The sequence below is a fragment of the Shewanella marinintestina genome (assembly GCF_023283845.1).
Classification (GTDB): Bacteria; Pseudomonadota; Gammaproteobacteria; order Enterobacterales; family Shewanellaceae; genus Shewanella; species Shewanella marinintestina.
In genome coordinates, this window is the sequence record NZ_JAKILC010000008.1 from 1 (window position 1) to 18,059 (window position 18,059).

General features: G+C 42.2%; 19 protein-coding genes and 2 rRNA genes. 6 read left to right on the plus strand and 15 right to left on the minus strand.

Features of this window, described 5'->3' with window-relative positions:
* Together L2747_RS10470 and rrf are read left to right on the plus strand one after the other, a co-directional pair.
* Positions 1-103 (plus strand): 23S ribosomal RNA (locus L2747_RS10470); the annotation flags it as partial.
* Positions 104-244: 141 nt separating this feature from the next.
* Positions 245-360, plus strand: a 5S ribosomal RNA gene (gene rrf / locus L2747_RS10475).
* Between the two features lie 1,076 nt (positions 361-1,436).
* On the opposite strand, the gene hemB is transcribed toward rrf, so the two are convergent.
* The 12 genes from hemB to rraA all read right to left on the minus strand — a co-directional run bounded on the left by hemB (position 1,437) and on the right by rraA (position 12,229).
* Positions 1,437-2,447 (minus strand): porphobilinogen synthase, encoded by a 1,011-nt coding sequence (gene hemB, locus L2747_RS10480; RefSeq protein WP_028766639.1) that lies wholly within the window; start codon positions 2,445-2,447, stop codon positions 1,437-1,439.
* 30 nt (positions 2,448-2,477) lie between these two features.
* Positions 2,478-4,343 carry a sensor domain-containing diguanylate cyclase gene (locus L2747_RS10485; RefSeq protein ID WP_248998988.1) on the minus strand — a complete coding sequence of 622 codons (1,866 nt, stop codon included), beginning with the start codon at positions 4,341-4,343 and terminating at the stop codon, positions 2,478-2,480.
* Complete coding sequence (locus L2747_RS10490) at positions 4,343-5,137, minus strand: TatD family hydrolase (protein WP_248998989.1); 795 nt, start codon at positions 5,135-5,137, stop codon at positions 4,343-4,345. The genes L2747_RS10485 and L2747_RS10490 overlap by 1 nt, the downstream gene beginning before the upstream one ends.
* Positions 5,137-5,634: a type VI secretion protein gene (locus L2747_RS10495; protein ID WP_248998990.1), complete on the minus strand. Its 498-nt coding sequence runs from the start codon at positions 5,632-5,634 to the stop codon at positions 5,137-5,139. The genes L2747_RS10490 and L2747_RS10495 overlap by 1 nt, the downstream gene beginning before the upstream one ends.
* Positions 5,635-5,804: 170 nt before the next feature.
* Positions 5,805-6,572, minus strand: a complete 768-nt coding sequence (gene tatC, locus L2747_RS10500) for a twin-arginine translocase subunit TatC (RefSeq protein WP_248998991.1) — start codon at positions 6,570-6,572, stop codon at positions 5,805-5,807.
* A 3-nt stretch (positions 6,573-6,575) separates the two neighbouring features.
* Entirely contained in the window at positions 6,576-6,971 is a 396-nt protein-coding gene (gene tatB, locus L2747_RS10505; RefSeq protein WP_248998992.1) for a Sec-independent protein translocase protein TatB, read from the minus strand.
* A 6-nt stretch (positions 6,972-6,977) separates the two neighbouring features.
* Positions 6,978-7,247 (minus strand): Sec-independent protein translocase subunit TatA, encoded by a 270-nt coding sequence (gene tatA / locus L2747_RS10510; RefSeq protein ID WP_248998993.1) that lies wholly within the window; start codon positions 7,245-7,247, stop codon positions 6,978-6,980.
* Between the two features lie 60 nt (positions 7,248-7,307).
* On the minus strand, positions 7,308-8,957 hold the full coding sequence (ubiB, locus tag L2747_RS10515) for a ubiquinone biosynthesis regulatory protein kinase UbiB (RefSeq protein WP_248998994.1): 1,650 nt from the start codon (positions 8,955-8,957) through the stop codon (positions 7,308-7,310).
* Positions 8,954-9,577: a ubiquinone biosynthesis accessory factor UbiJ gene (locus L2747_RS10520; protein WP_248998995.1), complete on the minus strand. Its 624-nt coding sequence runs from the start codon at positions 9,575-9,577 to the stop codon at positions 8,954-8,956. The genes ubiB and L2747_RS10520 overlap by 4 nt, the downstream gene beginning before the upstream one ends.
* A gap of 11 nt (positions 9,578-9,588) precedes the next feature.
* A complete protein-coding gene (ubiE, locus tag L2747_RS10525; protein ID WP_248998996.1) occupies positions 9,589-10,344 on the minus strand; it encodes a bifunctional demethylmenaquinone methyltransferase/2-methoxy-6-polyprenyl-1,4-benzoquinol methylase UbiE in 756 nt (251 codons plus the stop codon).
* Positions 10,345-10,548: 204 nt separating this feature from the next.
* On the minus strand, positions 10,549-11,583 hold the full coding sequence (locus L2747_RS10530; RefSeq protein WP_248998997.1) for a formimidoylglutamase: 1,035 nt from the start codon (positions 11,581-11,583) through the stop codon (positions 10,549-10,551).
* Between the two features lie 160 nt (positions 11,584-11,743).
* The gene (gene rraA / locus L2747_RS10535) at positions 11,744-12,229 is read right to left on the minus strand and encodes a ribonuclease E activity regulator RraA (RefSeq protein ID WP_248471076.1); all 486 of its coding nucleotides are present in this window, start codon (positions 12,227-12,229) and stop codon (positions 11,744-11,746) included.
* A 338-nt stretch (positions 12,230-12,567) separates the two neighbouring features.
* Between rraA and L2747_RS10540 the strand changes: the two genes are divergently transcribed.
* From L2747_RS10540 to L2747_RS10555, 4 genes are all read left to right on the plus strand, one after another.
* Positions 12,568-12,819: a YgjV family protein gene (locus L2747_RS10540; RefSeq protein ID WP_248998998.1), complete on the plus strand. Its 252-nt coding sequence runs from the start codon at positions 12,568-12,570 to the stop codon at positions 12,817-12,819.
* Between the two features lie 195 nt (positions 12,820-13,014).
* Positions 13,015-13,527: a phosphatase PAP2 family protein gene (locus L2747_RS10545; RefSeq protein ID WP_248998999.1), complete on the plus strand. Its 513-nt coding sequence runs from the start codon at positions 13,015-13,017 to the stop codon at positions 13,525-13,527.
* A 9-nt stretch (positions 13,528-13,536) separates the two neighbouring features.
* Positions 13,537-14,592 (plus strand): MJ1255/VC2487 family glycosyltransferase, encoded by a 1,056-nt coding sequence (locus L2747_RS10550; protein ID WP_248999000.1) that lies wholly within the window; start codon positions 13,537-13,539, stop codon positions 14,590-14,592.
* A 127-nt stretch (positions 14,593-14,719) separates the two neighbouring features.
* On the plus strand, positions 14,720-15,391 hold the full coding sequence (locus tag L2747_RS10555; protein WP_248999001.1) for a Crp/Fnr family transcriptional regulator: 672 nt from the start codon (positions 14,720-14,722) through the stop codon (positions 15,389-15,391).
* Between the two features lie 35 nt (positions 15,392-15,426).
* Here L2747_RS10555 and tsgA read toward each other — a convergent pair whose 3' ends face one another.
* The 3 genes from tsgA to L2747_RS10570 all read right to left on the minus strand — a co-directional run bounded on the left by tsgA (position 15,427) and on the right by L2747_RS10570 (position 18,017).
* Positions 15,427-16,596 (minus strand): MFS transporter TsgA, encoded by a 1,170-nt coding sequence (gene tsgA, locus L2747_RS10560; protein ID WP_248999002.1) that lies wholly within the window; start codon positions 16,594-16,596, stop codon positions 15,427-15,429.
* Between the two features lie 83 nt (positions 16,597-16,679).
* A complete protein-coding gene (deoD, locus tag L2747_RS10565) occupies positions 16,680-17,384 on the minus strand; it encodes a purine-nucleoside phosphorylase (RefSeq protein WP_248999003.1) in 705 nt (234 codons plus the stop codon).
* Positions 17,385-17,621: 237 nt separating this feature from the next.
* The gene (locus L2747_RS10570) at positions 17,622-18,017 is read right to left on the minus strand and encodes a gamma-butyrobetaine hydroxylase family protein (RefSeq protein ID WP_248999004.1); all 396 of its coding nucleotides are present in this window, start codon (positions 18,015-18,017) and stop codon (positions 17,622-17,624) included.
* Positions 18,018-18,059: the final 42 nt, after the last annotated feature.

Below are 18,059 nucleotides of genomic sequence, written 5' to 3' on the forward strand. Positions count from 1 at the left end.
TCCTCTAAAGAGCCGTTCGAGACTAGGACGTTGATAGGCAAGGTGTGTAAGCGTTGTGAGGCGTTGAGCTAACTTGTACTAATGACTCGTGAGGCTTAACCATACAACCCTGATGGGTTTTGTATGAGAGACTAATGTTTCTAAAGACAAAATTAGAATGAAGCACTTAATGTAGTGTGAACTCAAAACTTAATTTCGATTACTTGCGATAGCGAGTAACAGCTTTCTAAATTTACCGAATTTGTCTGGAAACCATAGAGTTGTGGCACCACCTGAATCCATTCCGAACTCAGAAGTGAAACGCAATATCGCCGATGGTAGTGTGGGGTCTCCCCATGTGAGAGTAGGTCATTTCCAGGCTTTAAATTAAGTGAAGAAGCCACCTTATTAAGGTGGCTTTTTTGCGTTTGGGCGTTTGTAAAATATTGAACGCTATCTTATCTGAATACAGCTACCCGTTAAGGTGGCAGCTTCACTTAAAGTAGGCATAAATGCCTACCCTCTACGTCAACCCGCCGCTGAGCGGGGCCCCCGGCTTCGAAGACAAGCTTCTCCCCGTTCAAGTCAGGCTGAATACTGTGTATTCAAAGCGCCCAACTTTCACCCCTATGTGTCCCCTTTGGGGATAATAAAGAGTAGGTCATTTCCAAGCGCCACTTTTATTTCACTTTTGTAAAAGTGAAGACAAAACAGGATTCTGGAAAGAGAAGCAAGAAAGCCCGCTACCTTGTAGCGGGCTTTCTTACGGCTGCAATTTATTGAGTGCCTCAACTATTTCGACCTGTTTCAGCTTTTTCCATGTTCAAACAAGAGCCAATATTTCTATTTTAAGGGCTTAATGTTCCTCTAATCTCGACACTTCGCGGTCGAGCCGCTGCTGAACTTGGCCAGAAAGTGCATCCCTGTGCCTTGCCCCCTGCTTGTAACAAGTTAATCCGCGTTCAAGGCTTCGTATTCAAAGCACCTCACTTCGCCCCAGGTGTTTGCTGCACGAACCTATAGTCATTTTCAGGCGTTAAATAGGAGACATGTTGTACAGCTATAGCTGAGTATCTATCCCGAACGAAACTAGAGCTTGAGTGCGCGCTATCATTACCAATGGTTCTTGTCACTTGTTATGCAGCTCAAGAGACAGTATTGGTAATGGGGTATGATTCGAGAGGAGAATGTTCTAACCCATAGATGCTTATGGCTTTTAGGGGGAAAAGGAATAAAACAAAATAGAAAGTTACTTATGTTGAGAACAAGAGTGCCTTACAGCTCACTTTTATACGCTTTATATCTTAGCGTTAGGATGTTTGAAGTGTTGTGAATTGCTTTGCTACAGAGCTTTCTATCGCTCCTAGTTAGTCCTTAGAGTTTAATATTGACGACTAGATATAAAAAAGCCAGAGAAGTTCTCCGGCTATTTCGTGTCTATATGGTGCAAGAAAAACTTATTTGTCTTCTTTTAGCCATTGAGCAGCACGTTTAGCAAAGTAAGTTAAAATACCATCTGCGCCTGCACGCTTAAAGCAAAGCAATGACTCCATAACGATAGCTTTTTCTGCTAACCAACCATTTTGAATCGCTGCCATATGCATTGCGTATTCGCCACTTACTTGGTATGCAAAAGTTGGTACTGCAAGTTCAGTTTTAACGCGATGAACGATATCTAGGTAAGGCATGCCAGGTTTAACCATGACCATGTCAGCGCCCTCTTGGATATCTAAAGCAACTTCATGTAGTGCTTCATCGCTATTTGCTGGATCCATTTGGTAGCTATGCTTGTTGCCACCTTTTAGATTGCCTGCAGAGCCAACAGCATCACGGAATGGGCCGTAGTAGTTTGAAGAGTATTTAGCTGAATAAGCCATGATCTGTGTATTCACATGACCTGCTTCTTCAAGTGCCTTACGAATAGCACCAATACGACCATCCATCATATCTGATGGAGCAACAATATCAGCTCCAGCTTCAGCGTGTGAAAGAGCCTGCTTAACAAGGATCTCTGTCGTGATGTCATTCATGATGTAGCCAGTTTCATCGATGATACCGTCTTGGCCATGAGTCGTGAATGGGTCAAGTGCTACGTCCGTCATGACGCCTAGCTGAGGGAATGCTTCTTTCAATGCGCGAACAGCACGTTGTGCTAATGCATCCGCATTGTATGCTTCCTCGGCCATCAAGGTTTTCTTCTCAGCTGGAGTTACTGGGAATAGTGCAATTAAAGGAATACCAAGCTCAACTAGCTCTTCTGCTTCTTTTAGTAGAAGATCGATTGATAAACGTTCTACACCAGGCATTGATGCCACTTGCTCTGTACGGTTATTGCCTTCAAGAACAAACATTGGGTAGATCAAGTCGTTTACGGTTAGCTGGTTTTCAGCCATTAGACGACGACTAAATTCATGTTTACGCATGCGGCGCATTCTACGTTGTGGGTAGGCACTAGTAATAATATTCACATTTGGCTCCAGACGATGGTGATATTAATTTTATATTGGGCTGTATAGTTTAGTACGATTACGCCCTTCATTTTTGGCTTGATAAAGTGCTTTATCAGCTTGTTCTAAAAGCAAGGTTGTATGCTCTTCTGAAGTGATAATCTCGCTATTCACACCGATACTTACTGTTAGCGGAAAGCTTTCTTCACCCCAGACTATAGGTTGTTCACTAATTGCTTTTCTTATAGTCTCTGCGACTTGCTGAGCACCAACTTGATCAGTGTTGGGTAATATAATAGCAAACTCCTCACCACCAAAACGTGATACTAGATCAGTTGGCCGCTTTAAGTTTTGCTTTAACATTTTAGCTACAATACGTAATGCTTGGTCGCCGGCAAGGTGCCCAAATGAATCGTTGATCGATTTAAAATGGTCCAAGTCTAGCATTAGTACTGCCATTGGAGTTTGCTGTCTACGACTTATTCTTCCTTCTGCAATTATGCGCTTATCGAATGAGCTTCTATTTTTAACTCCGGTTAAGCTATCTATTTTTGCTTGTTCGGTTAGCTTTTGGTTTGCATCATTAAGTTCGCGTAATGCAACCTCGAGCTCTAAAGTTCGCTCTTGAACCTTTTGGCTAAGTTGTTCGCTGCTACGAGCTTCAAGACGTAGCGCTTTATCTTTATGCTCTTTTGCCTTTTTCGCTTGTTCCAAAGCTTCCTGCTGTATTTTTAGTTTAGCCAAACGTTCATCGTTATAGCGTATCGCTAATAGTGCAGCCATAAATAGTACTTCAACACTAAGGCCTAACAGGAAAGGAGTTTTTGCATGCATATCCCACTCTATTAAGTCTAAGTAAAGTGCTCCAGATAACAGCGCACCTAGCATCATGCCTACCCAGCCTAAAGCAAATAGTTTTGCTAGCTTAAAACCTTTTAAAGCTTGAGTTGCAGACATATACATCAGCATGATACTCGCTATCATCACTGCATAAATTGTGATTCTTAGCGCTGCTGTGTAGCTTAGGAATAGGCCGATGATAAGAATTAGTGCTGATAATGCTGCACAAATACGACACAGCCGAAGCATCATCTGATTATGATATTTAAATAGCATCACTTTTTCTGAGAATAAAAAAGCGAACATCATTGATAAACTTAATAGTGCGGGTAAAGCGTACTGCTGAACAATAGGAAAACTTGGCCAGATAAACCTAAATGCGAGTCCGTGAAGTGTAGCGACAAAAAGCGTGATAGATAATACATAGGCAGAAAAGTAACTGTAACTATAAGAGTGCGAAGTTATCGCAATAAAGAGGCTAAAAAGGCCAATAGCAGCTAAGATCCCTAATTGAAAACCATAAAAAACTGATTGTTGCTCTGCGTTTTGATAATAGGCATCACTTGACCATAAGCTAAGAGGAATATTAGCTGCACCTGAGTTCTCTATTTTTAAATAAAAGTGATGCTCATCACCTTGGTTACTTGTAAAAGAGTATAGAAAATTAGCACTGACAATAGCCCTTTCCGTAAAAGGTAGTAGATCCCCCAAGCGTAAAGACTCGACTTTTTCGGCGTTTTTTACGTGATATAACTCTATAAAATCTAGGTGAGGGTTAGCTAGTGATAAAATTTGCTGTCTAGGCTGTTTTGCCGTTTGCGCTATGTTGAACTTAATCCAATATGTCCTTTTACTTATACTGCTACTTTGCGTTTCAATATAAGGTTGCCAGTCAATATTTGCGGTTGCTATGGTGACTAAGTCGGCGTCAATGGGCTGTTTTGTACTATAAAGTATAGATGTTAGTTGGACTTCACCAGACATTTCTTCGGTGATGATAAACTGCTCATTTGCACTAGTAAAACTAGAAAAAATAAAAGTAAATACCAGCAATAAGCGATGAAAGCTAAAGGCCATTAATTATCTAAACCAAAAAAAGTGCGACTATTAAAATAGGTTTGACCAGCAAAAAGCTCCAGTGGCTGCTGTTTAAGATCTGCAATGTATTGTGCAATGTAGGGTAGATATTTAGGTTCATTTTTACTGGATTTTGGTTTAGGTCGCATACTTCTTGGGATGAGATAAGGGCTGTCGGTTTCTATTAAAATACGCTCATTTGGAATAAGAGGTACTATTGATGCCAGCTCTTGGCCACGACGTTCATCACATACCCAACCTGTTACCCCAAGATATAGATCTTGTTCAATATATGCTTCTAAAGAAGCCTTATTGCCGGTAAAACAATGTAATAGTGCTGCAGGTAATTGTGGACGGTACTCTTTTAAAATTGCTAAAAAGTCTGCATGAGCATCACGTTCATGCATTAGTACTGGCATATTGAGCTCAACAGCTAACGCTAATTGATCTGCAAATACTTGGCGTTGAATGTCTCGTGGTGAGAAATCTCGGTTATAGTCTAATCCACATTCACCAATGGCCACAACGCAAGGTGCAGTGGCAAGTTGTCTAATAGCGTTTACGCTATCTAAGTTCCACTCGCTGGCATGGTGTGGGTGAACACCAGCGGTGCTAAACAGCTGTTCAGGGAATTGCTGGCAAAGGGTCATTGCGTGCTGGCTTTCTTCTAAGTGGCTTCCAATAACAACCATAGAAGTAACGTCATGTTGTTTGGCATCGTCAACAACACGCTGTATATCTTTTTCTAGAGAGCTGCCAATAAGATTGACAGCTATATCCATATATTGCGGCATTACTTTAAACGCTTCACTCTTATCGTGCTATTACGCCCATCGGTACCAAGGATAAAAGAACCAAGAGCAGCTTTTTCGATATAGACGATTTGATCGTCTTTTAGCTTAAACCTTGTAGTATCTGTTTGTTTCCAGACCTGTCCGTTAGTAAAAGATATTTTAAGTATCCCTCTAGGATCTTTAGTTACAGATTTTACTTGTAGCTGAACCTTTTCAATTGTCTCTTCTGTTTTATAAACACGGCCAAAATCTTCACTAGGATCGATTTTCGTTGCTGTGACTGTTGCTGAAGCAGCGGGAACAGTAAGCGTACTAGTCTGCGGTTTACTGGTTGTTTGGGGCCCGATAGACGAGGCCAGGTTGTCAAAACAAACTAGACGTTCAAGCTTATCTTGTATTGCTGCACACTGTGAAATTTGGTTTTCTAAAGAGGCATTTGCTGTAGCAGATACGAGTAGTGACGCTGTAGCGAGTAATAGAAAATGTGGCTTGATCATCAGTAACTTCCTTTTATTCTTATAAAGCAGGCTTGAGGCTGATTTTACATTGTATTGGGTCAATTGAAACCGCAAAGTTATCTAGTGTTAAATCTTATGAAAACAAAAAAGGTACTACCTATGCCAATGAAGGAGCAGGTAATACCTTTTTATAAGATGACGATTAGACTTTATTGAGACTCAGACTCTTTCTGTTCTTCTCCATCTTCACTTTCATCATCTTCGTTGTCTTTACTGTAGAAACGCGCTGCAATCAAACCGCCTTCAAACAAAATAAGCATTGGGATTGCTAACATCGTTTGAGAAATAATATCCGGTGGAGTTAGTAGCATACCGATAACGAATGCACCAACCACGATATAAGGACGCTTTGCTTTTAGGTCAGCAGGTGTTGTTACACCAGCCCAGCATAACAGTACAACTGCTACAGGGATTTCAAAAGCTAAACCAAAAGCGAAAAACAGTTTTAGAATAAAGCTTAGGTAACTACTAATGTCGGTAGCAACTTCTACTCCTTCTGGAGCAACGCTAGTAAAGAACCCAAAAACAACTGGGAACACAACATAGTAGGCAAAAGCGATACCTAGATAGAACAACAATGTACTACTGGCAAGCAGAGGCACAACCAAACGTTTTTCGTGCTTATATAGACCTGGCGCAACAAATGACCACACTTGATAAAGCACGTAAGGTACTGCAACGAAAAATGACAGCACTAACGTCAATTTAAATGGAGCAAAAAATGGCGCTGCAACATCGGTTGCAATCATACTGCTTGATTCAGGTAGGGCCTGCATCAAGGGCGTGGCCATGTAATGGTAGATATCGTTGGCCCAATACACCAAACAAATAAACACCAAAAGCACGCTACCAATTGCTCGTAATAACTTAGTACGTAACTCGAGCAAATGGCTGATTAATGGCTGCTGTTGTGACATGGACTACCCGTTAGGTTTGTCTGAATTAGCACTCGTTGTCGAGCTTTTCTCTGTAGTCGAGGTTTCTTGGGCTGGAGTTTCTTTCGCCGTAGGAACGTCTTCTACTTGATAAGGACGATTAACAGATTGAGCCGCTTCTTTTAGTTGATCGATTGAATCCTGTAACTCTGGAGAAAGGTTCTTTAAACCCTGACTCTCTGCATTTTTCAAATCAGAGTGCAGTTGCTCAATCTTAAGCTCCTGCTCTAATTCGTCTTTTACCGAGTTAGCCATTTTTTTCATGGCGCGGATCCAGCTAGAAATTGAGCGCACCGCGGTTGGGAGTCTTTCAGGGCCTAGTACGACAAGGCCCAAGATCCCAATCAGCAGCAACTCCATAAAGCCGATACCGTCGAACATAGTCGATTACGCCTGTTCTTTGCCCTTAGACTCAGCCTTTTTCTCGGCTGTCTCTGCAACTTTTGCAGTTTCTGTCACTTTTGCAGTGTCAGCAGCTGGTTTATCAGTTGCGTTATCTTCTAGTGCTTTCTTCTCTTCTTCAGAAGACATTGCGTTCTTGAAGCCTTTAACTGCACCACCTAAATCGCCGCCTAGTGAACGTAACTTCTTAGTTCCAAACAATAATACGACAATTAAAGCAATAATAAGAAGTTGCCAAATACTAATGCCACCCATGGATGAATCCTCTTAATTAGATACTGGTTCTATTATGAACCTTTGGTTATTTAGGTCTAGCTAAATTTTGCGATTCTTTGGTCTTGATCGCCATCCCAGCACCCACAGAGCGATGCCTATGCCAATACTGCCATAAGAGGGCCATAGTGTAGCGTCTTGGTTTAACAAAATAGTGCCGCAGATCACTAAAACAGCCGATGTAATCAAAAGATAGTTACTTTTATGAGCTTTTTGTTGATGTTTGAGATACCGATCTAACAAATTATTTTGATTTTTAGATAGGTTGCGGCCCATTTTAAGGTTGTCATAAATAAGTTCTGGTAGTTCAGGTAAGTGCTCCGCCCAATATGGTAACTGTTGCTTAACTTTTGCTGCCATTGCTTTAGGCCCAACTTGCTCGGCCATCCATTTTTCTAGGAATGGCTTTGCTGTTTGCCATAAATCGAGTTGTGGATATAACTGTCGGCCGAGGCCTTCGATATAGAGCAAGGTTTTCTCCAGTAGCACCAGTTGCGGCTGCACTACCATGTCAAATCGTCGAGCGGTTCTAAATAGTTCCAGTAAAACATGGCCAAAAGATATTTCGTCCAGTGGCTTATTGAACATTGGTTCGCATACAACCTTTACTGCTTGCTCAAAAGCAGCAACATCGGTATCGGGTGATACCCAACCCGACTCAATATACAACTGTGCAATACGTCGATAATCGCGATTAAAGAAAGCAAGAAAGTTCTCTGCTAAATAACGTTTATCTTCATCGGTTAACGTACCCATGATGCCGCAGTCTAACCCGATATAGAAAGGATCATTAGGGTGCTCGCGGCTAACAAAAATATTACCTGGATGCATATCTGCATGGAAAAAATTGTCACGGAAAACTTGAGTGAAAAACAGTTCTACACCGCGCTCTGCTAGCAACTTGAGGTTAGTGCCTTGGGCTTCAAGCGCAACTTTATCCGAAACCGGCACGCCGTCGATACGCTCCATTACAATTAAACGTGTGAAGCAAAGATCTTCATACATGTAAGGAATATAAAGAGAATTAGAATCGATAAAGTTATTCCGTAGCTTAATCGCGTTTAACGCTTCAAGTTTGAGATTTAACTCACCTTCAATAGTTGTTCGGTAATCTTCAATCACTTCGGCTGGACGTAGGCGATTATTAGCACCTAGTAAGCTTTCTAAAAAGTCAGCTGCCTGCGACATAAGTAAGATATCAGCATGTACTTTTTGCTCAACGTCAGGACGCAGCACTTTTAGTACAACTGCAGCACCATTAGATTTTAATGTCGCTGTGTGCACCTGGGAAATAGATGCTGAGGCTAATGGGATATCGTCAAAGTCATTAAAATAATCTTCAATAGGTGCGCCAAGCTCAGCTTCAATTGATGCTCGGGCGATGGCTGAGTCAAACGGGGGGACTCTGTCTTGAAGCATTGCCAGCTCTTCAGCCCACTCATCAGAGAGAAGATCCCGACGCGTCGATAGCATTTGACCAAACTTGATATAAACGGGGCCAAGTTCTTGCATTGCCAGCTTTAAACGCTCACCACCGACCTTATCTTTATGCTTATTACGTAGCCAGAAAAAGCAACCCCTTAACAATTTGAAGTACCAAGGCGTTAACTTAGAAGGAATTAAGTCATCCAAGCCGTAATGTAATGCAGTACGAATGACGTGATAAGCGCGCCTGATACTTTTTACTGTCATGGTTTCATTTTTACCCTGTTAATAAGCTGTTCTACTTGAGCTGTTATCACATTGACGTCTTTGACTAAGTCGTCAATATTATCGCTTAAGTGTATGTATTCGAGTTTATGGGGAGCGAGTCGATACTCTTCAGTCGTTAGCTGGCCGATATGCGAACGTGTTTTGCTAAACACTGCACTTAAATCGGTTTTGGCTTGCTTTAAGCCTTGGCTAATAAAGTGCGTAGGCACATCGCCAATATAACGTGAGAGAGGCTCAGAGAAGTCGACATCAATTTGTTGCATATAGTGGCTAAAAGTCTGTAATAGACCTAGATCACCTTCCAAGCTCAGTTTATCTTGTTTGATCAGCTCGGTTAGGTTTGCACCTTCTGTTAATTGATAAAGCGTTGTTATATCAGCGTTAATCTTAGTGGTCACTTCGCCTTCATAACGAGAGAATACTTGGATCTCATTGGCAAATAAAAAGTAAAAAGGCCAATTGAGTTGGGAAAGCTGAATGCATAACACTTTGCCATGCAGACTACGCTGTTTGGCGTAGTCTTCTGGAGATTGTGAGATCAGTTTGTTTAAACTGATCTCTATCGCGGCGCAGGCTATTAATGGCAGGTCACGAGACATAGTCAGTCCAATCAGAATTTGTAACCTTTATGAAGGGCTACGATGCCGTCAGTCATATTGGTGTAGTTGACTTGTTCAAAGCCTGCATCTTCCATCATCTGCTTTAGAGTGTCTTGATCTGGGTGCATGCGAATCGATTCAGCTAGGTATTCATAGCTGTCAGCATCTTTGGTAATTAAAGAGCCCATTTTTGGTAACACTTTAAAACTGTATAAATCGTACACTTTACGCATGATTTCATGCTGAGGCTTAGAAAACTCAAGCACAAGTAACTTTCCGCCAGGCTTTAACACTCTCAGCATTGAAGCTATTGCAGCATCTTTATTAGTTACATTTCGTAGACCAAAAGCGATGGTGATAATATCAAAGTGGTTGTCAGGAAAAGGCAGTGCTTCAGCGTTAGCCTGCACGTAATCTACATTGCCAACAATGCCTTTGTCTCTTAGCTTTTCACGGCCAACTTTAAGCATTGAATCGTTAATGTCGGCTAAGATCACTTGACCAGTGTCGCCAACAATACGAGAAAATTTTGCGGTTAAATCGCCAGTGCCGCCAGCTAAATCGAGTACTTTCATTCCTGGACGTGCACCCGCACTTTCGATAGTGAAGCGCTTCCACATGCGGTGGATACCGAAAGACATAACGTCATTCATAATGTCGTACTTAGCTGCGACAGAATGGAATACGCCAGCAACCATGTCGGCTTTCTTCTCTGCTTCAATTGTTTTGTAACCGAAGTGAGTGCTCTTTGGATTGTCGTCTGACATCTATGTGTTCCTATAACGTTAACGATTAAATTGTTGCGATTGTAAGCCATCAAAGACAATTGCTGAATCTTTCATCTATCAGTCTGTGATGAAGGTTAACTATCCGTATGAGGATAATAAAAAAATGCGTGATGGCGCAGTCTATCGCAAAATTGACAGCGCATTACACCACACTATTTACCAATGTTGAATAGTTATTACATGCTATAGAGCATTAATACGTCCGTTGATATATGAGTAGATCAATTCGCTGATACTTTGCCCTGTTTCACGGTGTCCGGCTGCGGCTCCAGCCACGTGACAGCTCGGTGCTGCTTCGGCCAAATGTAAGTATATGCTTGGGCAATGTTTCGCTATATAACTCACGTAGTGTAGGGCATCGAGCAGTGGAACTCCTGCAGCGGTTGAAGCGCTGCTAGGCATATTAGTAATGGCATCGAGATCAAGCTCTACAGCAACGGGTAATTGGGTATTATTAAGCTGTTTGCTTATCTGCTGAAGTGCGTCTTCAAGGCTGAGTTCACGGCGAGCCCAGATTTGTTGCAAGCTATGCCAATTACCACCAAAGGTTTCAAGCTGTTGCAGCGTAGTTTCACTATTCTTGAGTTCATGCAGCCCTAAGACGTGATAATAACCTAACGCACCAGACGAGGCGGCATAGCTAAAACCATTACCGCTGTGACGACCCTCTTTAGGTCTAAAGTCAGAGTGTGGATCTAGGTTGACAGCGGCAATAGGGTGCTTGAACGTAGCTTTAGCAGCCATCAGCAAACCGTACGCGTTATTGTGGCCACCGCCGATCACAATCGGTTCGAGTCCTGCGCTAAATACTGCTGATAGTACTTGGATGACGCGCTCATCGAGTTGATCAACATGGTTTCTTAATTGTGCTGTTTCGCTGTTTTCTGGCAATGCCAGATCTTCAGTTTTAATTTGGCCTAATACTAGGCACTCATTGCCGCTAAGAAAGCGATTCGATTGTAAATTCAAAAATTGAGCCATAGCACTGTCAAATGCATCCGTCGCACCGCCGCGCCCTAAATTAGCTCGTGGCCCAATATCTTCACCTATCCCTAAAATGACAAAGCGTACACCGCTTGCTTTGGCATGATTTAAGTTGCTGTCTAGCGCTAGGTTGACTTCCGGAAGCACCACGCGTTGACCAAGTTTGGTTTCGCCGTTACGGGTGTTGAGTAAGCTTTGGAGTTTATCTTGGGTGAAAGCAGTGAGATTCAGCATGATGTTATTCTTATTGTTAGCTTTGATGCGATCTAGTTTAAGCTGATAAATTTTGTCTGCAAGTCATACTAATTTTATCCAGTAAACAGATACAAAAAAGCCAGTCACTAGGACTGGCTTTAAAAGCATAATAGCAAAGGCTATATAACGAGATTTTCACTTAATCAATATCTAACGGCTCTGGCGATAGAATGATACCTGTGTTGTCAGCATATACATGGTCACCTGGTAAGAAAGTTACACCACCAAAGTTTACAGGGATCTCTAACTCACCTACCGCATTGCTGTCGGCACCTACAGGGATAGAAGCTAGCGCTTGAATACCGATGTCTAGATCTTCTAGTGCATCAACGTCGCGTACCGTACCGTATACGATAATACCTTCCCAGTTATTCTCTACTGCTTTTGCTGCAATCGTTGCATCAAGTAGCGCGCGGCGAAGTGAGCCACCGCCATCAATTAGTAGAACTTTACCTTCCCCATCTTCTTGAACAGCATCAATGATAAGACCATTGTCTTCGAAACACTTAATGGTGCTAATCGAGCCACCAAAAGAGTTACAACCACCATAATTACTGAACATGGGTTCGACAACATCAACAACATCGATATAAGTGTCACAAAGTTCTGAGGTGTTGTATTCCATAAGAACACTCCTGATAGATAGAGATGCTCAGTATTCCGAGCAAACAAGTAATTGCACTCAGTATATAAGGGATTCTTAAAAAGAAAAGCGTTATCAATCACGCAATTGTCCAATATCAAGCCGTTCGGTTGTGTTGTAGTAATATTTCTTCTTGTTGGCGAATAAGTAAGCTTAAATATGACCAAGGTCATTATATGACGTTTTTTTATTACTTTTTGTGAGTGATTTTGTTAGCATGTTGTCAGTTATTTTGATAAATACTTTAATTTGACCCGCTTTAGGGGCACGGAACCCCCAACTAGCTTAGGGAAGGCATAGGGCCTAAAAAAAGGTGCCTTATGGAAGCTGTAAACACGATTGAAATTATTGGCTATGCTGCATCAGTGATGGTTGCGATATCACTCATGATGAAAGACATTATTTGGTTGAGATGCCTTAACTTTACAGGATGTAGTCTGTTTGTTATTTATGGCGCGTCAATCGAAGCTTGGCCTGTAGCAGGTATGAATGCGTTTGTTGCGTGTATTAATATCTATCACTTATTAAAGCTGTATAGAAACCGCAATAACTCAGAGCTCGCCGCTGAATAACTAGCACAAGCTGAGGCAGCCTAGGATCTCTTGACTGGGCTGCTCAACTCTTCTATGTACATCATAACTTTACCCTACCAGTCTGTTAATGTTATCGCCTCTTAAATTTAAGTCTGTCATAAAAGTTTAGATAAGCTGTCACTTTGACGTCATGGAGTTTTCATAGCTTGCCAAGTATACCAAGCGTTGGAGAACATGATGGCTTCAATAACAGTATTAGACCAAAGGCTATACCACTACATAGTACAAACTGGCCAACAGCATGGGCTAAAACCGTTGGCGTTTACTTTGTCAGCTTCTGGAAATGGCCCTGCTTATTTATATCTGGCGGTAGCTTGTTTGTTGGTTGATAGGCAAGTTGATTCATTATTTAATGCTATGCTCGCTGCCTATTTGGTCGAGCTTCCTTTGTATTTCATCCTTAAGAATTTGATCCGTCGACCTCGCCCTTGTCATGCACTTGTTGGTGGTAGCGCAAGTTTAGAGCCTGCAGACAAGTTCAGTTTACCTTCAGGCCACACTGCAGCGGCATTTGTTATGGCAACAAGTATCTACTTTATTTATCCAGAGTTTATTTATTTTGCAGCTTTATGGGCGATTTCGGTTGGTTGTTCCCGCGTTATATTAGGCGTGCACTATCCTCTAGATATCCTAGCAGGCGCATTGCTTGGGATTGTCTCAGTCATACTCAGTCAGCCATTTCTTTAGGAGAATAACTTGCGAATTCTTTATGGAGTACAAGGTACCGGTAATGGTCATTTAAGCCGAGCTAGAGTGATGGCAAAGGCGCTACAAAAACAAGGTGCAAATGTCGATTTCTTTTTTTCCGGCCGCTCAGCAGAACAGTTTTTTGATATGCAATGTTTTGGTCACTATCAAGTTCAATCAGGTTTAACTTTTTCTACTGAAAATGGCCGAGTAAGCGTTGCTAAAACTGCAAAGCAAAATGCATGGCTAGGATTCATCAAGGATGTTAAAAGTTTAGATTTAAGCGGCTATGATTTAGTGCTTAATGACTTTGAGCCTGTTTCAGCGTGGGCTGCGAAAAATCAAGGGATCCCGTCAATTGGGATCAGTCATCAAGCTGCATTAAACTTTCCTGTACCTAAGATGGGTGATAGTTGGTTTAACGATATGATGTTGAGCTATTTTGCCCCTGTTGATATTGCGTTAGGTTGTCATTGGCACCATTTTGGTTTTCCAATTTTACCACCCTTTGTAGAAGTTGATGTTGTTGAGCAACAGCTTGCACATCAAATCTTAGTTTATCTGCCATTTGAGTCGCCAGATGAAATCGTTAAATTTCTAGCGCCTTTTAGTGATTATACTTTTTTGGTGTATCACGCAGCCAAACCAACTACCAAGCCTTCGGATCACATACGGTGGCACGGTTTTGATCGCGATGGTTTTAAAGCGGCGATGGCCAGTTGTGGTGGTGTGGTTGGCAATGCCGGATTTGAGTTGGCGAGTGAAGCTCTCACTTTAGGCAAAAAGTTGTTAATAAAGCCACTTCTAGGCCAATTTGAACAATTATCTAATGTGGCAGCATTGGAGTTACTTGGTGCTGCAGAGTGCATGAAAACTTGTCTTGACTCCAATGCTTTACGACGTTGGTTGAAAGCGCCGATGCCTGAGGCTATTGCTTACCCTGAGGTTGGCGATGCACTAGTAAACTGGCTACTAAAAGGTGACTGGAGTCAGCCAGAGCTATTATGCCAGTCGCTCTGGCAAGAGGTGAGTTTACCATTGAGCTGGCAGAAAAAAAGCCCTTAAGCCGATTGTACATAAATTGATATTCTTACCGAGTCTGCCGACTAAACAGGCTGTGGTATTAAAAGCTAGCTTTAAGGGCGTATAATTACATTATCTATCGCCTGGATCTTTATTAGATAAAACGATTATGCAGCTAAAACCACTGGCAAAGGGACGCTTTCATTCTTTATGGGAGCAAGAACATGATGCAATTGAGCTGATAATGCGCGAGTGCATAACTGAAACCAAAACCGTTGATGCGAACTACAAGTTAATGCAGCAAGGGCAGCAGGTTAATGCATTAATTTTAGTGCCTTATGGCCGGATCTCTATGGGGTATACCGCTAGAAACGGTCGTAGTTTTCAACTTGGTACCATGACTTGTGATTCGCAATTATTTGGCGAGATGGAGTTTTTCACCGACTATTTATGCCAGCTCGATATTATTGCTGAAGAGCCTATTGAGATATCCATTATTAATGGTGATAAGTTACAGCTTGCGTTAGCACGTACTCCAAAATTCGCATTGTTCTTCGCTAGTGCTATCGCCATTGATTACCAAGATACCGTCGATATTTTTACTCGTAGAATGCTGTATCCCATTGCTTACAATATTGCTTATGATCTTTATCACCAGTATCTCAAAGATCAACCTGTTGAAGGGTTTACTAAGTGTTACCTAGAAGCTGAACGCTTTGCTACAACAGATAGAGTGTACCGCAGAGCAGTGAAAAAGCTTGAAGAAATGGGGCTCATTAAGCGGGATAAAGAAGGCTTAATTATTGAAGACTTAGAAGGGCTTAAGGCGTTTATTGAATAGCTCCAAGCCTACGTGGGCTTGGAGCTATTTAGCACTTAAGCGACTTTTTGGGTTAATGAGATTTGCTGACGGCTAGAAAGAACTAGCATTGCCAGAATTAACGCGTAGATAACCGGAATGGCGTACATCACGGTCTGTAGACCTATAATGCTTTCAAATAGCGAGCTAATAGCAGGGCTAAACATAGCGCCAGCACTTCCACTAATTAAGATGTATGACACATTACGGCTGCTAGCGGTTTTCACAAACGATACACCGTAAGCGATAAAGGCGTTATACAGTGCTGCGCAGGCAAAGCCATAGCCATAAGTTAGGTAACCTATCCAGCTTAAGTTTTCAGTGGTTACGATAAGGCTAGTGATCACAAATGCTAGAGATATCACACCCACTAAAAAATGTTGGATCTTAACGCGAGTCACAATCATTGTAGAGACGAGCGCCCCCACAAGTGCCGCTGACCAATACTGAGTAATGATATTACCCGCGTCTTCGAATGGGATATCAAACTTGATTTTAACGAACATCGGTGCCCATGTTAGAAAGGTATACAAGGCAAGCATCCCAAGGAATAGACCTATACCGCCGCTAATGATACCAAAGTTCCACTCGGAGTTATCTTTACCTGAATCTTGCTGATCTTGAGCCTCACACAATTCAAAATTGGTCGCTAGCGCAATAGCCGCTGTCGCTAGTGCCACGATACCAACCGCAAGATAGCTGTAACTCCAAGATAATGCATTGCTAAGTGCATAAGTTGTGATTAGTGGAAACACCACGCCAGCGACATTAAATGTCGCATCCTGTACCACTAGCATGGTGCTTTGAATCTTGTCTTTCCAAACCGATACTACAATTGTACCTGCTATACAAAGGCCTACACCGCCACAAAGACCAATAATGGTCATTGCAATCATAACCACGCTAAGTGAACTGGTAAAATGCAAAGCTGCCGCACTAAGGGCAATACTAATATAGCTGAGTAATGTAATGCGTTTGACACCGATTTTTTCAATTAGAAAGAAGGCTGCAATCGTCCCTGCTAATGCACCACCATTTAGTAGTGAAAAGATAGAGGCGACTTCGTTAACGTTAGCCGAAAACTTTTGCGCTATAGGTTCAATCAGCATTCCGAATTGGGTTGCAAAGCCTGCCATCACGAAGTTGGCTAGAAAGCTTAGCAAGGTTAAAGAGATTTTGTTTTGCATCATTTGTTCCTATTCTTGCTATATCACAAGCTTAAATAAAAGCAAAACCGCTGGAAGCAGGGCTTGCAGCGGCTGAGTTGTCTTTACTGACAGGCTGTTTCTAATGCCAGCTCAATCATTTGGTTAAAGGTGAGTTGACGAGCCTCTGCACTGGTTTCTTCGCCCGTTAAGCAGTGGTCAGATACAGTGAGAATCGCTAAAGATTCAAAACCTTTGTGGTGGGCAAGCCCGTATAGGCCGGCGACCTCCATATCTACGCCAAGCACGCCAAAACGTTCAAGTGCTGGGATCATGTCTTCATCTGGGTCGTAGTACATATCACCGCTGAAAACGTTACCCACTTTGACGTTTATCTGTTTTTGTTGGGCAATCATGTATGCTTTGTGCAACAAGTCGAAGGTAGCTGATGTTGCCATTTGGTAGCCACTGCTGCGCTTAGTATTTGTAGGCGAATCTGTGCCGGCTGCTTGGGCTAAAATTACATCGTTTATTTTTACATTGTGCTGAGTTGCCCCAAGGCTACCGACACGAATGATGCGTTTAACACCAAAGTCTGCCACAAGTTCATGGGCATAAAGCACCATAGATGGGATCCCCATACCGTGACCCATAACCGAAATGCGCTGACCTTTATAAAAGCCGGTGTATCCAAGCATATTGCGAATATTCGTTACTTCTACCGCATCTTCTAAAAAGTTATCTGCTATGTATTTTGCGCGTAGTGGGTCACCAGGCATGATGATTGTTTCAGCGAAATCGCCAAGCTTACCGTTGATATGTGCAGTCATGAGCTATCCTCTTTTTGATTGCCGCTGATAGTAAGTCTCATTGTCACAAGGGGAGAGGACATAAGTCCGCATTGTTAGAAATTGGGGGAATTTTTTGTATTAGTTCACACTAATTGCTTAAGCGTTGTTCAGTTTGATGATAAAGGAGGTGTGCTAGGTAGCGAGATGAGATCACCTCAATAAACTTGATGATCTCATATTGAGCGGTATTGAGTATCGTTAATACTCTAGATGCGCCTATTTGTGATATTTAACTGCCATATCGATTAATGGCTCGCGGCTAGCCTTGGCTGCCCGCAGACGAGCAAGGTATTTTTCCCATAAATCGAGTTGGTGAGTGGCAAGATCGTGCAGCACCTTCCAAGAAAACAAACCTGTATTATGGCCATCATCAAAGGTGATTTTAACGGCGTAATTACCAACCGGGTCAATGGCACTGATATTGACGTTTTTCTTGTGGGTGACCAGTACTGGATTACCGTGACCATGCACTTCTGCTGATGGCGAGTATACGCGCAACATTTCACAGCTTAGCTGGTGGGTCTCACCATTATCGAAAGTCATCTCAAGTTGGCGAGATTTACGTTTTAGCTTAAGCGCTACCACATTAGGTGTGCTGTTATCTTGAGTCATCTATTAACCGACATGATTTTAACGAGTATTAGAAACAGAATA